The organism is Pauljensenia sp. 20925_1_27 (assembly GCF_041432835.1).
GTDB lineage: Bacteria > Actinomycetota > Actinomycetes > Actinomycetales > Actinomycetaceae > Pauljensenia.
This window is the reverse complement of sequence record NZ_JAPWAH010000001.1, coordinates 298,514-319,212: the sequence shown is the minus strand read 5'-3', so window position 1 is coordinate 319,212 and position 20,699 is coordinate 298,514. Positions and strand designations below refer to the sequence as shown.

General features: G+C 66.3%; 17 protein-coding genes. 7 read left to right on the top strand and 10 right to left on the bottom strand.

Going from position 1 to position 20,699, the window contains the following annotated elements; translation table 11 throughout:
* Positions 1–8: 8 nt before the first annotated feature.
* Together O3684_RS01435 and cas6 are read right to left on the bottom strand one after the other, a co-directional pair.
* Entirely contained in the window at positions 9–554 is a 546-nt protein-coding gene (locus tag O3684_RS01435) for a hypothetical protein (RefSeq protein WP_500064531.1), read from the bottom strand.
* 14 nt (positions 555–568) lie between these two features.
* Entirely contained in the window at positions 569–1,201 is a 633-nt protein-coding gene (gene cas6 / locus O3684_RS01430) for a CRISPR system precrRNA processing endoribonuclease RAMP protein Cas6 (protein ID WP_500064530.1), read from the bottom strand.
* A 590-nt stretch (positions 1,202–1,791) separates the two neighbouring features.
* On the opposite strand from cas6, the gene O3684_RS01425 reads away from it, so the two are divergent.
* Complete coding sequence (locus tag O3684_RS01425; RefSeq protein ID WP_500064572.1) at positions 1,792–4,227, top strand: S8 family peptidase; 2,436 nt, start codon at positions 1,792–1,794, stop codon at positions 4,225–4,227.
* A gap of 272 nt (positions 4,228–4,499) precedes the next feature.
* On the opposite strand, the gene O3684_RS01420 is transcribed toward O3684_RS01425, so the two are convergent.
* Positions 4,500–5,897 carry a dihydrolipoyl dehydrogenase family protein gene (locus tag O3684_RS01420; RefSeq protein WP_500064528.1) on the bottom strand — a complete coding sequence of 466 codons (1,398 nt, stop codon included), beginning with the start codon at positions 5,895–5,897 and terminating at the stop codon, positions 4,500–4,502.
* A 200-nt stretch (positions 5,898–6,097) separates the two neighbouring features.
* Between O3684_RS01420 and O3684_RS01415 the strand changes: the two genes are divergently transcribed.
* A complete protein-coding gene (locus tag O3684_RS01415) occupies positions 6,098–6,352 on the top strand; it encodes a type II toxin-antitoxin system Phd/YefM family antitoxin (RefSeq protein WP_016461314.1) in 255 nt (84 codons plus the stop codon).
* Positions 6,353–6,380: 28 nt separating this feature from the next.
* Here the strand turns inward: O3684_RS01415 and hrpB are convergent, their stop codons facing one another.
* Positions 6,381–8,981, bottom strand: coding sequence for an ATP-dependent helicase HrpB (hrpB, locus tag O3684_RS01410; RefSeq protein ID WP_500064526.1), 2,601 nt, complete (start codon positions 8,979–8,981; stop codon positions 6,381–6,383).
* Between the two features lie 138 nt (positions 8,982–9,119).
* On the opposite strand from hrpB, the gene O3684_RS01405 reads away from it, so the two are divergent.
* From O3684_RS01405 to O3684_RS01385, 5 genes are read left to right on the top strand one after another with little or no spacing between them, the layout of a single operon-like run.
* The gene (locus O3684_RS01405; RefSeq protein WP_500063744.1) at positions 9,120–10,172 is read left to right on the top strand and encodes a PhoH family protein; all 1,053 of its coding nucleotides are present in this window, start codon (positions 9,120–9,122) and stop codon (positions 10,170–10,172) included.
* Positions 10,169–10,618 (top strand): rRNA maturation RNase YbeY, encoded by a 450-nt coding sequence (gene ybeY / locus O3684_RS01400; RefSeq protein ID WP_016461311.1) that lies wholly within the window; start codon positions 10,169–10,171, stop codon positions 10,616–10,618. Before O3684_RS01405 ends, ybeY begins: the two co-directional genes overlap by 4 nt.
* Positions 10,615–11,970: a hemolysin family protein gene (locus O3684_RS01395; protein WP_500064524.1), complete on the top strand. Its 1,356-nt coding sequence runs from the start codon at positions 10,615–10,617 to the stop codon at positions 11,968–11,970. Before ybeY ends, O3684_RS01395 begins: the two co-directional genes overlap by 4 nt.
* Before the next feature lies 1 nt (position 11,971).
* Positions 11,972–13,207 (top strand): GTPase Era, encoded by a 1,236-nt coding sequence (gene era, locus O3684_RS01390; protein WP_500064522.1) that lies wholly within the window; start codon positions 11,972–11,974, stop codon positions 13,205–13,207.
* Position 13,208: 1 nt separating this feature from the next.
* Positions 13,209–15,674 carry an excinuclease ABC subunit UvrA gene (locus tag O3684_RS01385; protein WP_500064520.1) on the top strand — a complete coding sequence of 822 codons (2,466 nt, stop codon included), beginning with the start codon at positions 13,209–13,211 and terminating at the stop codon, positions 15,672–15,674.
* A gap of 103 nt (positions 15,675–15,777) precedes the next feature.
* Here O3684_RS01385 and O3684_RS01380 read toward each other — a convergent pair whose 3' ends face one another.
* The 6 genes from O3684_RS01380 to O3684_RS01355 all read right to left on the bottom strand — a co-directional run bounded on the left by O3684_RS01380 (position 15,778) and on the right by O3684_RS01355 (position 20,688).
* Positions 15,778–16,452, bottom strand: coding sequence for a LutC/YkgG family protein (locus O3684_RS01380; RefSeq protein ID WP_500064518.1), 675 nt, complete (start codon positions 16,450–16,452; stop codon positions 15,778–15,780).
* 1 nt (position 16,453) lies between these two features.
* Positions 16,454–18,076 carry a LutB/LldF family L-lactate oxidation iron-sulfur protein gene (locus tag O3684_RS01375; RefSeq protein WP_500064517.1) on the bottom strand — a complete coding sequence of 541 codons (1,623 nt, stop codon included), beginning with the start codon at positions 18,074–18,076 and terminating at the stop codon, positions 16,454–16,456.
* Between the two features lies 1 nt (position 18,077).
* Complete coding sequence (locus tag O3684_RS01370; protein ID WP_048671444.1) at positions 18,078–18,875, bottom strand: (Fe-S)-binding protein; 798 nt, start codon at positions 18,873–18,875, stop codon at positions 18,078–18,080.
* Positions 18,876–19,187: 312 nt separating this feature from the next.
* A complete protein-coding gene (locus O3684_RS01365; RefSeq protein ID WP_500064515.1) occupies positions 19,188–19,742 on the bottom strand; it encodes a hypothetical protein in 555 nt (184 codons plus the stop codon).
* A 22-nt stretch (positions 19,743–19,764) separates the two neighbouring features.
* A complete protein-coding gene (locus O3684_RS01360) occupies positions 19,765–20,322 on the bottom strand; it encodes a hypothetical protein (protein WP_500064513.1) in 558 nt (185 codons plus the stop codon).
* A gap of 3 nt (positions 20,323–20,325) precedes the next feature.
* Positions 20,326–20,688 carry a hypothetical protein gene (locus O3684_RS01355; protein ID WP_500064511.1) on the bottom strand — a complete coding sequence of 121 codons (363 nt, stop codon included), beginning with the start codon at positions 20,686–20,688 and terminating at the stop codon, positions 20,326–20,328.
* Positions 20,689–20,699: the final 11 nt, after the last annotated feature.

Genomic DNA, 20,699 nt, shown 5'->3' with positions numbered 1-20,699 from the left:
CCCAAGTTTTATCCATTGAAAGCAGTGAGTTGTGCGATGATGTCTGCTGTGAGCCTTCCACGCGCCTGACAAATTGATGTGTTTGCTCGGTCTGCAATCTTGTTGAAGAGTTTACGATTCATCATCTTCTTCGCGAAAACAACAATCGGCTCGTCTGTTGTTTTGAAAGAATCGTAGTGTTCTTCGAGTATCCTCTCCGCCTCTTCTTGTTTGTGATTTGTGAAGTCTTCCTTTGGATTTGAGGGTTTTCCTTCGTAGTCAAACACGATGATGACGATATCAAATCTGTTATGAAATGAGGGATTGTGTGTATCTGTGAAAGTTTCGCACGTAATATTTTTTTCTTTGAATAATCCTGTTGAGGCAATTGATTTGCTAATGTTATTCTGTTCTGTGTGGTCAGCTATGAGTGCAATCTTTGGATTTCCGAGTGTTAATTTTCGAAAGAGCTGGCGACCGTATTTGCATCTTGAAAATAGCTTGCCGATACAGTAGGTCGCAAAGGGGGCGATGATTGGAGCCCAGACCCAATCACAGAAAATTTGCCAGTTCATTATTCTCCTTAATGTTATGCGGCCACAGCGTCTATGACGCCCATGCCGTAGCTCGTGTGTGAGCCGACGTTCGTGTATGCGGACAGAGCCATGAGGCGCGAGAAAATGCGGGTTGCTTCGGTGCCTTCGATGCCGCTGATGCGCAGGTAGCCCTCGTGGGCCGGGATGCGCTGGGAGCTCAGGCGGCCCTGGCCGGCGTTGCGGGGCATGGCCAGTGAAACGAGCGACGTGCGCGTGAAATCCTGGGTCGCCAACACGCTCGCCATGGCGTCGCGGTCGATGCGTGGGGGAGCGAGTCTCCGATTCCACGTCCACCAGCGCTGCTGCAGACTTGTTGCAATCGTTGCCGGAGACAGGCTTGGTACGTGATTCCCCTTCGATGAAAACGTCGTTGGTGTGACCAGGCGTATCTCCCACGCGGTGTCCTGATCGCGCTCCGCTAACTCTTCCCATGAGGCTTGGCTGATGATCTGGCCCTCGGATGCGATCAGAACTGCATCGTCGTCGGTGCCAGCCCCGAGGCGCATCACTCCACCCCATGACAGCCACGCATCTAGCGTGTCAATCAGTCGGTCGTCCAAGAAGCGCACCTCGACGCCGAACGTCGACTCCGAATGGCTCAGCTCGCCGAGCGAATAAGGTTTCACCCCGCCCGACCCATGAACCGGCCGGTGCGCGAGCGTTGGGAACTGTGCGGCCCTTTCGGGGCTGATGCCCGGCGGCAAGTCCAGGACCGCCGACAGGGCGGCGTGGAGTCTTCGTGGTGTCGCTGGCACTCCCTCGGGCGCGTCAAAGCGAACGTAGACGGATGCTGGCAACGGTGCCTCCCATCACTCGCGTATGACTGTCGTCTCTGACCGTAACATGCCTGCGCCCATAGGCCATGCGAAACTGTCAAGTTGTCTGGCAAATCGAAAAATACAAGATAAATAGCGGAAGCGCCTTGTGCTGACAATCAAATTAATCGCTCGGTATTTTTCGACCCCTCAAACTGTCTCATTGATTGGCGGGTTGGTTATGGTCGGTCCGCGGGGGTTGTGTGGGGAGGGGCTTGGGGGAGGGGGTTACTCCTCGCTAAACCGCCAACCCCTTCGTTCCTTCACCGAAAGGTCAAGAATTCTTAAATTGTGAAACGCGCTATGAGGTTAGTGACAAACCTTGAGACGATGGAGCAACGGCGTGCCATCCGGACAGCCCCGGAGACGCGTCCCCATCAGAACAGAAACGAGGAACAATGATGCATCAACGCTCGTGGAAGACCCTCATCGCGGGAGGTGCGGCGCTCGCTGTTGGCGTCACGCTCACCGCGTTCGGCGCCCCCGCGCATGCGGCCGGCACCCCGGGGATCACCTCTGAGGCTCGCGCCCAGGACGAGGTCATGAACTATGCGGTCAACCTGACCGCCGACGCCTCCCGCTACGACTTCAACGCGGCCGTCTCCAAGGCCTCGGAAAGCGGCGTGGTGCTGGCCCAGTACCCCGAATTCAACACCTTCTTCGTCCAGTCGGTGAAGGCCGCCTTCGCGCCCACCCTCGGCAAGAACCTCGTCGACGCCGGCATCTCCTACCAGTCGATTGGCCCCACCCGCTACAAGACGGTCACCGGCTCCGAGGTGCGCACCGAGCAGCCCCAGAACACTGCCTCTGAGGCCAACGCGGTCGCTGACGCCGCCGGCACGCACACGACCGGCCTGTCCGCCGACTCTCAGCTGAACGACTTCACCCCCGACGAGGGCGACGCCAACGCCTGGGGCCTGTCCGCCATCGGCGCGATTGACGCCCAGCAGGTCGACGTGGCCCGTGAGAAGGTCACCGTCGGCATCATGGACACCGGCATCGACCCCGACCACAAGGACCTCAAGGACAACCTCGACCCCTCGCGTTCGGTGGGCTGCCAGATGAACGGCATCCCCAACCAGGACCCCAGCGCCTGGAAGGATGACCACTACCACGGCACGCACGTCGCCGGCACGATCGCCGCCGCGCACAACGCGTACGGCGTGGACGGCGTGGCCCCCAGCGCCACCATCGTCGCGATCAAGACCTCCAACGAGGCCGGCTCCTTCTACCCGGAGTACGTGGCCTGCGCGTTCGACTGGGCTGCCGAGCACGACATTGACGTGACGAACTCCAGCTACTACATGGACCCCTACGCCTTCTGGATGCCCACCGAGGGCTCCCAGGCCGCGGGCCTGGAGGCTGCCTCGCGCGCGATCCGCTACGCGAAGAACCACGGCGTCGTCAACATCGCCGCCGAGGGTAACGACAACGACGACCACGACAACCCGACGATCGACAAGGCCTCGCCCAACGACGTCGAGGGTGCCGCGGTTGAGCGCAACGTGGCTGGCGGCGTGGACGTGCCCGCCATGCTTAACGACTCCGTCGTCTCCGTGTCCGCCCTGGCCCTGCCCACTGGCACCGATCCGGCCACGGCCACGCTGGAGCGCTCCAAGTTCTCCAACTACGGCAAGAACTCCGTGGACGTGGCCGCTCCCGGCTCGCGCATCTGGTCGACCCTGCCGACCTGGAAGAAGGATCCGCCCTTCGGTTACCTGTCGGGTACCTCGATGGCTTCCCCGCACGCCGCGGGCGTTGCCGCGCTGATCAAGCAGATCCACCCGGACTACACTCCCGATCAGACGATTGAGCTGCTCAAGAAGCAGGCGGGCTACACCTACGACCGCCTCGCTGTGCCGACCGACGGCAAGGAATACCGCGGCGCTGGCCTCGTCAACGCTCTGGCTGCCGTCCTGAAGGATCAGCCGCAACCGGTCATCGGTGCTCTTGAGTACTCGCATGACGGTGTCACCGATTGGCGTCCGCTGGCCGATGCCCGCGTGTCCGGCACGGTCTACGTGCGCACCACGGTCTCCGGTCCCGTGACCGCGGCGTCCCTCCAGGTCGCCGACAAGGAGCCCGTGACCGGTACCGGCACCGGTGCCTTCACGGGTAACGAGGTCACGCTCGTGGCCGGCCCCTACGCTGCCACCGACCTGGCCGGCGACGGCCCGCACGTCGACGTCACTGTTTCCGCCGAGGGCCGCAACAAGGACTCGCGCGCCGATGACGACGTCAAGGACACGGTCCACTTCCACGTGGATGAGTCCCTGCACGACGGCGGCGCCTGGGCCAACAGCACCGACGGCTGGAAGTACTGCTACGCCGACGGCTACTGCGCCCGCAGCAAGTACGTCACCATCGACGGCGACACCTACTACTTCAACGGCGACGCCGTGATGGCGACCGGCTGGGTCACCTTCGACGGCGCGTGGCACTGGATGACCCCGTCCGGCCGCATGGCCAAGGGCTGGGCCAACGCGGGCGGCACCTGGTACTACCTTGATCCCACGACCGGTGCCATGGCGACCGGCTGGGTTAACGACGGTGGCACCTGGTACTACCTGAACGCCTCTGGCGCGATGGCCACCGGCTGGGCCAACGTTGACGGCTCCTGGTACTACCTGAACGGCAACGGCTCCATGGCCACCGGCTGGACCGCCGTGAACGGCTCCTGGTACTACCTCACCGGCAGCGGCGCGATGGCGATCGGCTGGGTTAACGACGGTGGCACGTGGTACTACCTGAACGCCTCCGGACGCATGGTGACCGGCTGGGTCGTCATCGACGGCGCGTGGCAGCACTTCGCGTCCTCCGGCGCCTGGCTCGGCTGAACAGGCGGGGACGAGGCCGGGGCTGGGATGCTCCGGCCTCGAACCCCGCGCTGGACGCGCCTGACGCAGAGCGCGACTGACGCCAAGAGCGCCACACACGCAGCGCCACTAGCCCAGCGCACCCGGTGCGCAGAGCACCCGGCACCCAGCGCAACCGAATACACGAGGGGCGGGTCCGAACAATCATGTTCGGACCCGCCCCGACTTCTCTCACAGGTCCCGGGAGAGATCCGGGCGCGCCCCCTCGTCGTGCCCTGGAGGAGCGATGGGGGTCACCCCAAGGAGTCGAAGAGGACCTGCAGGCCCTCGCCCATGGTCGGGTGCGCGACCGGCAGGAAGCGCAGCTGCTCGTAGGTCAGCCCGCCCGCCATCGCAACCTGCACGGAGGTGATGACCTCGGAGACGTTCGGGCCGATCAGCGTCGCGCCCAGGATCTGGTGCGTGTTCGCGTCCACGACGGCCTTCCAGAAGCCCTCGCCCGCGTATCGCATCGTCTTGGCGCGCGGAATCGCGGCCGTGGGAATCTTGGCGATACGCACGTCCAGGCCGGCCTCGCGGGCCTCGCCCTCGGACAGGCCGATGCGGGCCAGCTCGGGGGTGGCGAACACGGCGTAGGGGATCGTGCGGCCCTTCGTGGTGGTCGTCGGATCGTCCAGGGACGCGCCGGTCAGCTGTGCGCGGATGATGCGGAAGTCCGACCAAGACGCGTGCGTAAACATGGGGGTGCCCGCGCAGTCGCCGGCCGCCCACACGCCCTCAGCAGAGGTACGCAGGTGCTCATCGACCGCCACGAAACCGCGATCGGTCAGCTCAACCCCGGCCTCGTCCAGTCCGATACCGTCCGTGTTGGGCACGCGACCTGCGGCCACCAGGACCGCCTCGGCGGACACCGTCGAGCCGTCGGAGAGCGTCAGGGTCGTCGTGTTGCCCTCGCGCGAGGCCGACTCGGCGCGGCCGGGAACAATGCGCACCCCGGCGGACTTGAGGCCAGCCTCGACGACGCGGGCGGCGTCCTCGTCCTCACGGGGCAGCACGTGATCACCCGAGGAGATGAGCGTGACGTCCACGCCGAACGTCGCCATCATCGACGCGAACTCCACGCCGATGTAGCTGGCGCCGATGATCGCCAGGGAGGAGGGCAGCTCCTCAAGGCGCAGGATCTCCTCGTTCGTCCATGCGCCGGACTCCCACAGGCCGGGGATCGCGGGACGCGCGGGGCGCGAACCCAGGTTGATGAGGACGCGCTCGCCGCGGATCGTGCGCTCGCCGCCGTCCTGAAGCGCAATGGTCACCGTGCGCTCGCCCGTGAAGCGGGCCTCGCCGCGGATGAAGTCCAGGCCGGGGGCCGCGAACATCTTCTCGTGCGCGCCGACCATCGCACCGACGATGCCCTCCTTGTGGGCGCGGAGCTTGGCCAGGTCCACGCGCGCGCCCTCGGTGCCGACGATGCCGAACGCCTCGTCCGTGCGGGCGTCGCTCAGACGGCGAGCCGAGTTGACCAGCGACTTCGTCGGGATGCACGCGACGTTAATGCAGGTGCCGCCGACGAAACGGCGCTCCACCATGGCGACCTTCCAGCCCGCCTTCGCGCGCTCCATCGCGAGGGACTTTCCGGCCTTGCCGCCGCCGACGACCAGCAGGTCGACGTTCTCGATTGCGTTCGTGGACATGTTTCTCCTTGGGTAGTTCAGGGTTACCTATCTCAACGCACCGTGCGGGCTTCTATTCCGGCAGGTGAGCAATCGATAGGTGTGCATTATCACGTTGCAACGGCAAACTGACTCTCGTTTGGCGGGTGTATTGAAGCGAAGGGTCACATAGTGATCGTGCCGTTCGTTCAAACCCGCTTTGTCATGCTTAGATAGGGTGCATGAGGGCTCTAGAAATTGGTGATTTCAAAGAGGATGTGGGTGCCGCACTCGCGCGCGCCTCATCCGGCGAAGTCGTCACGCTCACAGAGGAAGGCCAGCCCGTCGCCGAGCTGGGTCCCGTGCGCATGTCGACCTACGCGCAGCTGCGCGAACTTGGCCTCGAGCGCCCCGCCATGGCGGACCTTGACGCCTACCAGATGCCGTCCAAAAACCTGCCTGATGGGCGGGGAGTCGTCGGCAAACTGGACGAGTAAACGCCCGGCGCGGGGGATTGCGAGCGCACTACCCCCGGCGCTTGGCGCGGTTCGTGGGCTCCGCGTGCAGCGGGTCCTCGGGCCACGGGTGCTTCGGGTAGCGCCCGCGTAGTTGCGCGCGCACGTCCCGATACGGCCCCGCCCAAAACGACGTCAGGTCAGAGGTGACCGCCGCGGGGCGCCCCGCCGGATCCGTCAGATGCAGCACCAGAGGCACACGCCCGTCAACCAGACGGGGCGTGTCCGTCCACCCGAAGGCCTGCTGAACGCGCAGCGTGAGCACAGGGTGCGCGCCGCTCCAATCGATTGGTCGGGTGCCACCCGACGGGATCGGCATCTTCTCCGGCGCCAGCTCATCAAGGCGCGCGGCGTCCGGCCACGGCAGCATCGAACGCAGCGCGTCGAGCATTGAGACCTTGTTTAATGAAGCGCCGTTCGCGAGGCGCTTCGCCCAGGGGAGGAGCCACTGATCCGCACTGCCCGCGAGTGCCTCATCCGACACGTCCGGCCACGGTTCGCCCAGCACCTCGTGGAGCACGCGCATGCGCTCGCGCAGGGACGAGGCCTCCTTCCCCCAGCCCAGATCGTCCAGCCCGTGGGCGGCCAGGTGCTCGGCGACCAGCGCGGTCGCTTCCTCCTCGCTCAGGGACGAGGCCGGGGCGGCCTTCAGGGGGATCGCCCCGAGGGTGCGCGTGCGCGTGGCTCGCAGTGCCCCGTTCTCGATCGACGCCTGCGTGCGGATGGCAAGCAGAGCTGCGCCCGCCGCCAACGCGTCCTCCTCCGACAGGGGGACAGCCGCGAGAATGCGCGCGTGGCGCGAGGCCGGAGCGCGGTCGATCGACGCGACCGCCGGCCATTCCTGCCCCTCCAGAGGAGAGCCCTGCGGCAGCTCCGCGCCCACGCCGCCCGCCAAAATGTAGGCCATCGACCCCGGGCGGCGACGCGCAATCCACTCCGGGTACGCCAGCGCGCACGTCAGCGCCAACTCATCCTCGCGGGTGCGCCCCTGCGCATCCTGGCGCGCTGTCACAGACGTGAGTGCGTCTGCGGTGGAAGAAGCCGACAGGCGCTTCGCTAGGCGCTCCAGGCGCGCCTGCGTCTCCTTCACCCGAGCCGCCTGCGCGTGCGTACCTGAAGCGCCGCTGGCGCCACCGCGACCCAGCCGACGCTCGAACGCACCCAGGTCAGCCCCCGGAACGCGCACGTCCTCCGCCAGGAGGGCCACGAAACGCGCCGCCTTCGACGCCCCCAGGAGCGCGCTCGACGCCAGGAGGGCCCTGCCCAAGGGCGGGTCCAACGGCAGCGACGCCAGCGTGCGGCCCAGAGCGGTGGCGGCCCCGGCCTCGTCGATGGCGCCCAGGGAGGACAGACGCTGCCCGGCGGCCTCCCACGTGCCCGCCGGTGGAGCGTCGAGCAGGGCGAGCTCCTCCACCGGGGTGCCCCACGCGGCGACCTGCAGGCGCGCGTCCGTCAGGTCCTGCGTGGCGATGCCCGGCGCGGACTGCGCGGGCCTGCGCGCCACGTCCACCGCATCCATGACGCGCACGGCGACGCCGGGGCCGGTACGCGCGGCTCGGCCCGCGCGCTGCTCGAGGCGCGCGAGCGCGGCCGGGACCGTGACGAGCGAAGACAGGCCGCGCCCCGCGTCGAAGCGGGGTTCGCGCGCGAGCCCCGCGTCCACGACGACGGACACGCCCGGGACCGTTAGAGACGACTCCGCAATCGATGTGGAGAGGATGACGCGGCGTCCGGAAGCGGGGGAGAGTGCACGGTCCTGCTCGGCGGCGCTCAGCTGTCCGTGAAGCGTCAGGACCGGGACGTCGCTCAGGTGCAGGTTGCTGCGCACGGTCTCGATCTCGCCCACGCCCGGCAGGAATACGAGGACCGAGCCATCGGTGGCGGCGACCGTGTCCTCGACCGTGCGCGCCACGTGTGCCAGGTACTCGCGGCGCACGCCCACCCGCTCATTCCCGATCGCACCCACGGCCTCGACGCCGCGCGGCGGGGGAGCGTAACGCAGCTCCAGCGGAAAAATATCCCCCGGAATATCAACGAGCGCGGGCTCCTCGCCCGTCGAGGACCGCAGGAAATCAACCGTGCGCGAGGCCTCAAGCGTGGCCGAGGTGAGGGCCACGAACAGGTCGTCGCGCAGCGCCGAGCGGGCGTCTAGCGCGAACGCCAGCGCCAGGTCCGTATCCAGGTCACGCTCGTGGAACTCATCCACGATCAGCGCCGACACCCCGGGCAGCTCCGGGTCGCGCTGCAGCCGACGCAGCGCCACACCCGGCGTCACCATCTCCACGCGCGTACGTTCGCTGACGCGCGAATCCCCGCGCACCGAATAGCCGACCTGACCGCCGACCTCCTCGCCGAGCAGGCGCGCGATCCGGCGCGCTGCAGCCCGCGCGGCCACCCTGCGCGGCTGAGTGACGAGCACCCGCCCCGCCGACGCGTCGTGGCGCGCCAACGCCACCGCAACCGCGGGCGGCAACAGGGTCGTCTTACCCGTGCCCGGAGGCGCCGTGATCACCGCGCAGCCGCCCGGCCGCGTCGCCGCCGCAATATCGCCCAGGGCGTGCGTGACCGGCAGCTGCGGAGGGTGCGAAACGAGTTCTTCGAGGGTGGGCATGGCTTCATTGTGCGTGTTCCCAGGGCATCCATGCATCCGGGAACCATACGCCGCGCCGCTCCGATGCGTCCGGGGTCACTGCGTGAGAGGGCACCGTGAAGCCTGTGGAGGGGCGCTCCAGCGTAGAATGGGAGCAGTATGACTACGGAGAACACAGCGCCGGCGCTCGCGGCGGCCACCCTCGCACACACCACGGGGCGCGTCACCATCCCCGCAGACATGGACCCGATCGTGGTCCTCGGCGTCGCAGACCAGGTCCTGCGCGCCCTCGAACGCGGATTCCCGCACGTCCGCTTCCTCGTCACCGGGCGCGAAATCTCCCTGGCAGGCACCCAGGCCGACATCGACGTGGCCGCGGGCCTCCTCGAAGAACTCATCGGCATGGCCCGGCGCGGAACCGCCCTGGATGCTGCCGCCGTCGAGCAGGCCATCGGGCTGCTCGGGCGCCTGACCTCGGGCGAGGCCCCCACGGAGGAAATCCTCTCCGCGCGCGGGCGATCGATCCGTCCCAAGACTCCCGGCCAGAAGGCCTACACGGACGCCATTGACCGCGCGACCGTCGTCTTCGGCATCGGCCCCGCGGGCACGGGCAAGACCTACCTGGCGATGGCCCAGGCCGTTCGTCGCCTCCTCTCCGGCGAGGTGCGCCGCATCGTGCTGACCCGCCCGGCCGTCGAGGCGGGGGAGAACCTCGGCTTCCTGCCCGGCTCCCTCACCGACAAGATCGACCCCTACCTGCGCCCCCTCTACGACGCCCTCGGCGACATGCTCGACCCCGAGGCCCTGCCCAAGCTCATGGCCGCCGGAACCATCGAAGTCGCACCCCTGGCCTACATGCGCGGACGCACCCTCAACGATTCCTTCATCATCTTGGACGAGGCCCAAAACACCACGGTCGGACAGATGAAGATGTTCCTCACGCGCCTGGGTTTTGGCTCCAAGGTCGTCGTGACCGGCGACGCCTCGCAGGTCGACCTGCCGGGCAGCCAGACCTCGGGCCTGTCTGTCGTCGAAAACATCCTCGGCGACATCGACGACATCGAGTTCTGTCACCTGACCAGCGCCGACGTCGTGCGCCACGAGCTGGTCGGCGCAATCATTGATGCCTACCAGCGCTTTGACGATCGAAACGCCGCGCGTCGCGCACGCACGCGCAGTCACAACACCGCACGCAGGGAGTACACGTCATGACCGAGGTCATCAACGAGACCGACTACGAGATCAACGAAGCCGAGTTTTCCGCGCTGGCCGACTACGTGCTCGACCAGATGCACGTCAGCTCCGACGCGGAAGTCAACATCATCTTCATCGAGCCCGAGCCGATGGAGGACCTGCACGTGCGCTGGCTGGACCTGCCCGGACCGACCGACGTCATGAGCTTCCCCATGGACGAACTGCGCCCCGGCACGGCGGACCACCCCACGCCTCCCGGCATGCTCGGCGACATCTGCATCTGCCCCAAGGTCGCCGCGCGCCAGGCCGCCGAGTCCGGCCACAGCGCCGCCGAGGAGATGCTGCTCCTGGCCACGCACGGCATGCTGCACCTCCTGGGATACGATCACGCGACCGACGCGGAACGCGAGGTAATGTTCGCGCTCCAGCGCAAGCTCCTGCTGACCTTCCTGGCCACCCGATGATCCTTCCCCTTCAAGCGTCCTCGGCCTCGTCGGCCCTGAACGTGCCTTCCGTCGCGCTCCTGATCCTCGCGATCATCGCCCTGGCCTCGGCGTCCTTCGCGCAGAGCGTCGAGCAGGCCATCCAACGCCTGACCCTGGCCGGCGTCGAAGACCTTATCGAGGAAGAGCGCAGGCACGCGCGTGTCCTCTACGGCCTCGTGGATCGCCGTCGGCGCACCCTGCTGTCTCTGCGTGCTTTCCGTACGTTCTGGCAGGTCGTCTATGCGGTCATGAGCACGATCGTCCTGGTCGGCACGCACCTGCCGTGGTGGGCCGTCGCCCTCATCGCCGTCAGCGTGATCGCGGTGATCCAGCTGATTTTCGTTTCCTTCTTGCCCGCCCAGTGGGGCGCGCGCAACCCTGAAGGAATCGCGCTGGTTGGCACGCGATTGGCTGACCGTCTCGCGCGCCTGAGTCACGTCGCTGACCCGCTGCTGACCCGCGTGCGCTCCTCTCGCCCCGCACCAGAACCCACCGAGGCCCAGGCGCGCGCCGAGCTCATCTCCGACCTGCGTGAAATCGTCGACGAGGTCGGTGAACCCGAGAGCTTCGAGGAAGAGGACCGCGACATGGTCCGCTCCGTCCTGGACCTCGGGCACACGCTCGTGCGCGAGGTCATGGTGCCGCGCACCGACATGGTGACCATCGACGCCGACACGCCCGCCCCCTCCGCCTTGCGCCTTTTCGTGCGCTCCGGATTCTCGCGCGTGCCCGTCGTCGGCGACGACGTGGACGATATCCGCGGCATCCTGTTCTTCAAGGACCTCGTCTACCGCTGGGAGGCCACGGGCGGCCAGCTCGACATGCGCGCCGAGCAGATGATGCGCCCCGCCGAATACGCCGTCGAAATGAAGCCCGCGGACGACATGCTGCGCCAGATGCAGGCCGAGCGCTTCCACATGGCGATCGTCATCGACGAGTACGGTGGCGTCGCCGGCCTGGTTACGCTCGAGGACATCCTCGAGGAGGTCGTCGGCGAGCTGACCGACGAGCACGACCGCCACGCCATCGAACCCGAAGAAGTCGAGCCGGGCGTGTGGCGCGTGCCCGCGCGCTACCCGATCTCCGAGCTGGGCGAGCTCCTCGACCGCGAGATCGAGGACGAGGACGTCGACTCCGTCGGCGGTCTGCTCGCCAAGGCCATCGGTAAGGTTCCACTACCCGGCGCGACCGGCACCCTCGCTGGCGTCATGATGACCGCCGAAGAGGCGCGCGGACGCCGCCGCCAGGTTTCCACGATCCTGTGCCGTCTCGACCCCGACGCGCAGCCCCTGACCCCCGACCACAACCCCGCCGACGACAAGGACAACTGACATGCGATTCCCCTCCGACGACGAACTCATGGCCGGCCCCAACGCCTTCGGGGACGCTCGCATTGAGGTCGAACCCGACGCAGCCGACCCGGAAGCCGATGCTCGCGCGCAGATCGACGCCGGCCTCGGCGAAACCTCGGACGAGGCCGGGGCGCAGCCTGGCAACGACGAGGACTTTGAAGACTCCGAGGAAGACGAGGACGAGGAAGAGTACGAGGACCTCGAGGGCCTGGATGACGAGGAGGACGCCGACCTCGACGCCTTCGAGGCGCTGACCTCGCTCGCATCCCTGCGCGAGGACGCGGCCGCGACCATCGAGATCCCGGACTTCCCGGAGGACTTCCGTGCCGGCTTCGTGTCGATCGTCGGGCGACCCAACGTCGGCAAGTCGACCCTGACGAACGCCCTGGTCGGGCGCAAGATCGCGATCACCTCGGGCCGCCCCGAGACCACGCGTCACAACATCCGCGGCATCGTGCACGGGGATAACTACCAGCTGGTGCTCGTGGACACACCCGGATACCACCGCCCGCGCACGCTGCTGGGCAAGCGCCTCAACGACATGGTGCGCGAGGCACTCTCCGAAGTCGACGTCGTGCTCTTCTGCCTGCCCGCCGACCAGCGCATCGGCCCCGGCGACCAGTTCATCGCACGCGAACTGCGCGGCATCAAGCGCCCGATCATCGCCGTGGCGACCAAGTGCGACGCCGTGCCGCGCGAGCGCGTCATGAAGCACCTGCTGTCCATCGAGAAGCTGGGGGAGTGGACGGCCATCGTGCCCGTCTCCTCCGTCGAAGGCAAGGGCATCGATCACCTGCGTGAGGTGCTCGCGCAGACTGTGCCGCTCTCGCCCCCGCTCTATCCCGACGGCGACGTCACCGACGAGTCGCGCGACACCCTGATCGCCGAATTCATCCGCGAGGCCGCCCTGGAGGGCGTGCGCGACGAGCTGCCCCACTCCCTGGCCGTCCAGGTCGAGGAGATCATCGAGAGGCCGCGCCGCGAGGGCGACGACCGCCCGCCCATGCTCGACATTCATGTGAACGTCTACGTCGAGCGCGACTCCCAGAAGGCCATCATCATCGGCCGCAAGGGCTCGCGTCTCAAGCAGATCGGCACCCAGGCCCGCGTGCGCATCGAGGAGCTGCTGGGACGCCGCGTGTACCTCGACCTGCACGTGCGCACTGCCAAGGACTGGCAGTCCGACCCCAAGATGCTGGGACGCCTCGGCTTCTGATATGCCCAGCGTTATCCGCGTGCGCGGCGCACGCGTCCACAACCTGAAGAACGTGGACGTTGATGTTCCCCTGAACGAATTCGTTGCGGTCGCGGGTGTGTCCGGGTCGGGCAAGTCTTCCCTGGCCCTGGGCACGCTCTACGCAGAGGGATCGCGGCGCTACCTGGAGTCCCTGGCAACCTACACGCGTCGGCGCATCTCCCAGGCGGCCAAGGCCTCGGTCGACGAGGTGGCGCACGTGCCCGCCGCGCTTGCGCTACGCCAGCGCCCGGGCGTGCCCGACGTGCGCTCCACCTTCGGTACGGCGACGGAGCTTCTCAACCACCTGCGCCTCCTCTTCTCGCGCGCGGGTTCCTACCTGTGCCCGAACGGGCACCGCGTCCCGCCCTCGCGAAACGTCGCGCTTGAGATTCCTTTGAAGTGCCCGCAGTGTGGGGAATCCTTCTACGGCCTCGGCGCGGAGGAGATGGCATTTAACTCGGGCGGCGCGTGCCCGGTGTGTGAGGGGACGGGCGTCCAGCGCGTCGTCAACCGAGCGTCCCTCGTGCCCGATGAATCCCTCACTATTGACGAGGGCGCGGTTTCCCCGTGGGGATCCCTCATGTGGAAACTCATGAAGGACGTCGCCCGCGAGATGGGCGTGCGCACGGACGTGCCCTTCCGGGACCTGAGCGATGCAGAGAAGGTGATCGTCTACGAGGGGCCCGCCGAGAAACGTCACATCGTCGTCGCCACCAAGACCGGTGGCGCCGAGCTGGACTTCACCTACTTCAACGCGGTTGCCACCGTCGAGAACGCCCTGTCGAAGGCGAAAGACGAGAAGGCCCTCGCCCGCGTGGACAAATACCTCATCACCTGCACGTGTCCGGCATGCGACGGCACACGCCTGGGGGAGCGGGTGCGCTCGACGCTCATCGACGGCATCGACCTTGGCGAGGCCTCTCGCCTGACCCTCACGGAACTGCGCGAGTGGGTGCGACGCGTCCCCGGCCTCGTCCCGGAGGAGGTTGCACCCATGGCGCGCGTCATCGTCGACGAGATGACCGAGCCGATGGATCGCCTCGTTGAACTCGGCCTGTCCTACCTGTCCCTCGACCGCGCGTCCTCGACGCTGTCCAACGGTGAGCGCCAGCGCGTGCAGCTCGCCCGAGCCGTGCGCAACCGGACGACCGGTGTCCTCTACGTCCTCGACGAGCCGACAATCGGCCTGCACCCCTCCAACGTCGACGGTGTCCTATCGATCATCCGTGAGCTTATTGCCGACGGAAACTCCGTTGTCGTCGTCGACCACGACACGCGGGTCCTGCGGGCCGCCGACCACCTCATCGAGATCGGCCCGGGAGCTGGCGCGGACGGTGGTCGCGTCATCTTCCAGGGCACCATCGACGAGGCCTGCCACGCCCCCGCGTCCCGCATCGGCCCGTACATGGCTGGGGTCCGTCGGGTTGAGCGTGCGGCCGGGGAGTCGGATCAGGGCGTGGACGTCGACGGGCGCGGTGCGCTTCACCTGGAGACCTCGCAGATACACACGGTGCGGCCCCTCAGCGTGGACATTCCCATCGGCTCGTTGACGGCCGTCACGGGCGTCAGTGGGTCGGGTAAGACGACGCTCGTCCTGGAGTCGCTAGTTCCCGCGCTGCGTGCGCGCCTTGCTGGTGAGCCTTTGCCCGCGCATGTGCGCGACGTGGATGCTGGCGGTCTGTCGCGGGTCAACCTCATTGATGCGACGCCGATCGGCGTGAATGTGCGCTCGACTGTGGCGACGTACTCTGGCGTCCTGGACGAGCTGCGCCGGGCCTTTGCGCGCACGGAGGAGGCGCAGGCCGCCGGGCTGAAGCCCGGTGCCTTCTCGTACAACACGGGCTCGCTGCGTTGTCCGACCTGCGATGGGACGGGGCAGATCACCCTGGATGTGCAGTTCTTGCCGGACGTGGACATTGAGTGCACGGATTGTCGTGGGAGCCGCTACGGCGCGCAGGCGTCGCAGATCCGCCGCGATGGGCTGAGCCTGCCCGACATCATGGCGATGAGCATCGACGAGGCCCGGGCGGCCGTGCGAGGCCTGAAGAAAGCCGGAGCGATCCTGGAGACCCTGGCGGGCCTCGGCCTGGGGTATTTGACGCTCGGAGAGGCCACGCCCGCCCTATCCGGTGGCGAGGCGCAGAGACTCAAGTTGGCCTCGGAGATGGGACGGCGACAAGACGGGACGCTGTTCGTCTTCGACGAGCCGACCATCGGCCTGCATCCCGACGACGTGCAGGTCCTCATCGATGTGCTCCAGCACCTCATCGAGCGGGGAGCGACGGTCCTCGTCATCGAGCATGACCTGGATTTGATTCGTTGCGCCGACTGGATCATCGACATGGGCCCGGGCGGCGGCATGGAAGGCGGCCGCATCGTCGCACAGGGGACGCCGACCGATATTGCAGCCAACGAGGCCTCAGTGACGGGCCGCTATCTGCACTGAGACTGCCTCACGGGGAAACCTAATAGACGCGCGGACGACTCCCGCATGCAACACAGTGCCCGGCTACCGCGTGGCAGCCGGGCACTCCTGCGTCGTGATCAGATCACTTGACGATGACGACTCGCAGGAAGCGGGGGCCGTGCACGCCGTTGACACGGACCAGCTCGATGTCGGAGGTCGCCGAACCGCCGGCGAGCCAGGTCATCGGACGGGTCGGGTTCTTGCCGAGAATATCGACGGCCTGCGGCACCGTGGGAACGATGTCGGAGGCGCGCAGGACGACGACGTGCGTGTCGGGCACGAGCGTGATCGCGCGCCGCCCCTGGTCGGGCTCGCCGTCGAGGACGATGGTGCCGGACAGAGAGATCGCGACGCGGCAGCGCGTGACGACGGCGTCGATCTTGTCGAGCTCCAGCGTCGGGATGGCCTGCTCGCGGCTGTCCTCGCGCACCGTGCGGCCGTCGCGGGCGGCGGCCTTCTTGAAGACGTCATCCAGGCCCGAGGGAACCACGACAGAGGAGGCTTCCTTGTCCGCCAGGAACTTCGAGACTGCGTCGGCGGCCTCGTCGTCGCTGGAGACCACGACGACCTTGGCCGAGTAGTCCTCGAGCTTCTCGATCATTTCCTCGACGACCGCGTCGGAGCCGGGCGCGTGCTCGGTGGAGCGGATGTAGTCGCGGGGGATCGGACGCACCGGACGGTCCTGCTGGGAACGAGAGATGGCGTCGCGTGCGCGAGCCAGGATCGCGGTCTTCGCGTCCATGGTGGTGGTGCTCATGTCACGCCTCCTTCGGGGTCGTGTTGGTGGTCATGCCGTGCTCGGACGCGAGCGGGATGCCCGTCGCGGGGGCGTCGGTGCGAGGCGCGTTGGCGTCGGAATCCTTGTGAGTGCGCTTCCACCACTGACGGAAGGTCTCCTTGGGAGCGACCGGTAGGTCGCGCGCGCGGGTCCACAGCGAGGCCGGGAAGGGTAGTGCGCCAATCGCACCCTTCTTCGCGAAGAGGCGCGTCGCCTTGGTCGGCAGGTTCGCGGCCTTCCATAGCTTCGCGTTCGACATGACCGGGGTGGTTACGCCCATCGCGAGGTCCCACACGTCCGGCACCAGGTTGCGCTTGACGTCAACCGTGCGCGCACGCATGTGAATAAGGATCGTGGGGATATCGATCTTGACGGGGCAGACCTCGCCGCACGCTCCACACAGGGAGGATGCGAAGGGCAGGGTGTGCACAGGATCGTGCTCGTCGAGGCCCTGGGTGAGCTGTGGGGTCAGGATCGCGCCGATGGGGCCCGGGTAGACGGAGCCGTAGGCGTGACCGGAAGTGTGCTGGTAGACCGGGCAGATGTTCATGCACGAGCCGCAGCGGATGCAGGCGAGGGCCTGGCGGCCGATTGGGTCGGCGAGGACCTTGGTGCGGCCGTTGTCCATGAGGATCAGGTGGAATTCCTGGGGGCCGTCGCCGGGGGTGACGCCCGTCCACATGGAGGTGTAGGGGTTCATGCGCTCGCCGGTGGCGGAACGAGGCAGGAGCTGGGAGAAGATCTCGATGTCCTGGAAGCGGGGGACCAGCTTCTCGATGCCCATCAGGGTGATGAGCGTGTCGGGCAGGGTCAGGCACATGCGGCCGTTGCCCTCGGACTCGAAGATCGAGACCGTGCCGGTTTCCGCGACGCCCATGTTCGTGCCCGAGACAGCAACCTTGGCGTGCAGGAACTTCTTACGCAGGTGGGAGCGTGCCGCGGCGGTCAGCTCGGTCGGGTCGTCGGAGAGGTCGCGGGGCGCGTCCTCCATGCGGTCCAGGAAGATGCCTCGGACCTCGGAGCGGTTGCGGTGGATCGCAGGAACCACGATGTGGCTGGGCATGTCGTCGGCCAGCTGGACGATCATCTCGGCGAGGTCGGTCTCGCGAGCGTGAATGCCCTGTTCCTTCAGGTACTCGTTGAGGTTCGTCTCCTGGGTGGCCATGGACTTGACCTTGACGATCTCGTCGACGCCCTTGGACTTGATGATGTCCGCGATGATGCGGTTGGCCTCGTGCTTATCGCGCGCCCAGTGGACGATGCCGCCGCGAGCGGTCACGTTGCGCTCGAACTCTTCGAGGAGCTCGGGCATGCGGGACTCGACCTCGAACTTGACGGCCTCGGCTGCGCTGCGCAGGTCCTCCCAGTCGGGCATTTCCGCGACCCGCTGCCCGCGCTTGGTGCGGATCGTGCGGGTAGCGTGGCCCAGGTTGCGGCGCATCTGGGTGTTCGCCAGGGTCTTGTGGGCACCCTGCGGGAACGTGGGACCCCAGCGGAGGGTGTCCTCGGGGATGGAGACGGTGGTGCGCCAGCCGCCCGTGTGGGCCTGCGCGTTCGCGTCGTCAGAGACCACGCCGGGCATACCGATGAATGTTTCAGACATGTCAGATCACCTGTGCGCTTTCGGGTGCGAAGGAGATGTTGCCCTCGAAGGGCTGGTCCTTGGTGGATGCCAGGATCTCGGCGAGGTGCATGGGGCGGATGCCCGAGTTGAGGCGGGAGAGGCCGCCGCCGACGTGCATGAGGCAGGAGTAATCGCCCATGACGAGGACCTCGGCGCGAGTCGACATGACGTTCGTGACCTTGTCCGCGAGCATCGACGTGGAGGTCTCGGAGTTCTTCATGGCGAAGGTGCCGCCGAAACCGCAGCAGACCTCGGCGTCAGGCAGGTCGACGAGGGTCAGGCCCTCGACGGCGCGCAGGAGGCGGTAGGGGCGATCGCCGACCTTGGCGATACGCAGCGAGTGGCAGGTCGGGTGGTAGGTGACCGTGTGCGGGAAGTACGCGCCCACGTCCTCCAGGCCCAGCACGTCGGTGATGAGCTCAGTGAGATCGTAGGTGTGCTCGGCGATGCGCTGGGACTGCTTCGCGAGCTCCTTGTCACCCACGTGCTCGGCGACGACCTTCTGCTCGTGGCGCGCTGCACCGGTGCAGGAGCCGGAGGGGACGACGATGGCGTCCCACTGGCCGTCGAGCACGGGCTCGAAGGTCTTGACGTGGTTGCGGGTGATCTTCGCGGCGTCTTCGAAGTAGCCGGTGTTGGCGTGCATCTGGCCGCAGCAGACCTGGTCTTCAGGGAAGACGACCTCGTGGCCGAGGCGTTCCAGCAGGGTCACTGTGGCCTGGGCAGCCTGGGGGAACATAACGTCTGCCAGGCAAGTGGAAAAGAGAGCGATACGCACTGGGGGATCCTTCCTCGTGGGTGCTGTCCTTCCCAGGTTATGGCTGGGTCCGAGGTCCCAGCATGCGTTTTTGTTCAGACAGTGTGCGCAAGGTTGTGTTATCGGCCATTTATCGCCAAAAAATCTTGAAAAGTTATCAGTGAAAAACAGCGGCTTATCGGGCGTTTTAGGACCTTTGGAACGCGACTTAGCTCAGGGTGAGTTTTCGTTTTTCAGTTTTGCGATGGTTTCGTGCGTGCGTACGCTCGCTCTGACCTCGAAAATGGACGAGGCCGGGGTGCGGTGGACAAGGAAGAGTGGCGCCCGAGGGGATTAGGGGTGGCCGATCGCCGTGAGGACGAGCAGTTGGCAGTCCTCGGACACCGCTATCGCAGTGATGGGCAGGGTTTTGAAATCGCGACTTCCCTTGCCTTTTTCAGGCGGGAGGATTGTGTTCGCATGCCCTGGGTTGATCGTCGAGAAATGGCAGTTCTCGGGCACGTACGTGTAGAGCCGCGGATCGATGCCCGGCAGGACACTCGCGTCCCCGGTCGCATCTTCCATGAGAGCGTCAATCGTCGTGGTGGGGACGGTGGCGACTCCGGTCAACCAGTATTCGGGATCCTGATCGAGAATATGGAAGATTCCTGAATGGGTGCGAGCGACGACCACATGCCCGGAGGTTGCCTCCATTCCCGGCCAACGCTCGTTCAACGAGTCGAGGCGCGTCTGCACCTCCGTCTTGCGGTCGCTCGTGTAGGTAAACGGGGCGAAGCGCGGGTCGTGGGTACCTCTGGACCGGGAATTGTTGTTCGTGAAGGGGTTGCAGGCGGTGGCGAGCGCCGCGACCGCCAGCAGCGGCACGATGGTCTTGAGTGGGAGCTTCATGGTTGTCCTGAAGATTGGTGTATTAGGCGTTGAGGCCATCGCCGGTGACGATAATGAGATTGCAGTCGGCAGAGACAGCAAACTCGCGGATCTCGAACGATCCCCATTCTGAATAGATGGCTCCTGGATCGGTGCCGAGGACCTCATTTGCAACGGCTGGGTCAACGGTTGTGAAAGAGCAATCCTCAGGTACATACGTGTACAGGAGGGGGTGGATGCCGGGCAGCAACGAAGATTCGCCGATGCTGTCGTCGACCAGCATGGAGATCGTCGTGTCGGGGACCTCGGCGACACCGGTCAGCCAGAATTGGCGATCCGGCGTCGGCTCCCGGTCGGCGCCATCCCGGAAATGGGCTACAACAACGTGTCCGGCGGTCGCCCCCAGTCCGGGTATACGCTCGTTGAACGAGTCGACACGCTCCTGTACCTCCAGCTTGTCATCGGTCTCATACTTGAACTCGGCGAAGCGGGGGTCCTGCGGGTATTGAGGAGCCGAAGCTTTGTGTGCAAAGGGGTTGCAGGCGGTGGTGAGCGCCGCAATCGCGAGCAGCGGCACGAGGGCCTTGAGTGGGAGCTTCATCCGTTATGCCCCGATGTGCACGCAGACGTACACATACTGTCCACAGACCGCAACGCGGGTCGAGTAGCTGCTAATGCCGAGATAGGTCGGCAGATTGGGACCGGTCATCCAGCGCTGGTGGCGGAGATCCGCAAGCGACGCGGGAAGCCACAGATCACCCGTGTATTCGCCGGTGCAATTGTCAGCGAGAAGGCTGCTCCACTCCTCGTTCGCCTCAGCGCAGATCACCATGAACCTATCCGCGGGTGCGGGGACATACTCCTCTGACTTGAGGATGACGCGCCGGTCCAGGATGCGAAAGAACTCGTGGGTCGGCAGTAGTTCGTCGAGCATTTCCACTGACATCAGCTGACGGAAACTTACCATGGTGCCTTGTC

Bases quoted from the DNA above. Each gene is read 5' to 3' on its own strand.
- O3684_RS01365 (WP_500064515.1), bottom strand. From the start codon at position 19,742: ATGAAGCTCCCACTCAAGACCATCGTGCCGCTGCTGGCGGTCGCGGCG.
- O3684_RS01375 (WP_500064517.1), bottom strand. From the start codon at position 18,076: ATGTCTGAAACATTCATCGGTATGCCCGGCGTGGTCTCTGACGACGCG.
- O3684_RS01425 (WP_500064572.1), top strand. From the start codon at position 1,792: ATGCATCAACGCTCGTGGAAGACCCTCATCGCGGGAGGTGCGGCGCTC.
- O3684_RS01385 (WP_500064520.1), top strand. From the start codon at position 13,209: ATGCCCAGCGTTATCCGCGTGCGCGGCGCACGCGTCCACAACCTGAAG.
- hrpB (WP_500064526.1), bottom strand. From the start codon at position 8,981: ATGCCCACCCTCGAAGAACTCGTTTCGCACCCTCCGCAGCTGCCGGTC.
- O3684_RS01355 (WP_500064511.1), bottom strand. From the start codon at position 20,688: ATGGTAAGTTTCCGTCAGCTGATGTCAGTGGAAATGCTCGACGAACTA.
- ybeY (WP_016461311.1), top strand. From the start codon at position 10,169: ATGACCGAGGTCATCAACGAGACCGACTACGAGATCAACGAAGCCGAG.
- O3684_RS01380 (WP_500064518.1), bottom strand. From the start codon at position 16,452: ATGAGCACCACCACCATGGACGCGAAGACCGCGATCCTGGCTCGCGCA.
- era (WP_500064522.1), top strand. From the start codon at position 11,972: ATGCGATTCCCCTCCGACGACGAACTCATGGCCGGCCCCAACGCCTTC.
- O3684_RS01395 (WP_500064524.1), top strand. From the start codon at position 10,615: ATGATCCTTCCCCTTCAAGCGTCCTCGGCCTCGTCGGCCCTGAACGTG.
- O3684_RS01435 (WP_500064531.1), bottom strand. From the start codon at position 554: ATGAACTGGCAAATTTTCTGTGATTGGGTCTGGGCTCCAATCATCGCC.
- O3684_RS01420 (WP_500064528.1), bottom strand. From the start codon at position 5,897: ATGTCCACGAACGCAATCGAGAACGTCGACCTGCTGGTCGTCGGCGGC.
- O3684_RS01360 (WP_500064513.1), bottom strand. From the start codon at position 20,322: ATGAAGCTCCCACTCAAGGCCCTCGTGCCGCTGCTCGCGATTGCGGCG.
- O3684_RS01405 (WP_500063744.1), top strand. From the start codon at position 9,120: ATGACTACGGAGAACACAGCGCCGGCGCTCGCGGCGGCCACCCTCGCA.
- O3684_RS01415 (WP_016461314.1), top strand. From the start codon at position 6,098: ATGAGGGCTCTAGAAATTGGTGATTTCAAAGAGGATGTGGGTGCCGCA.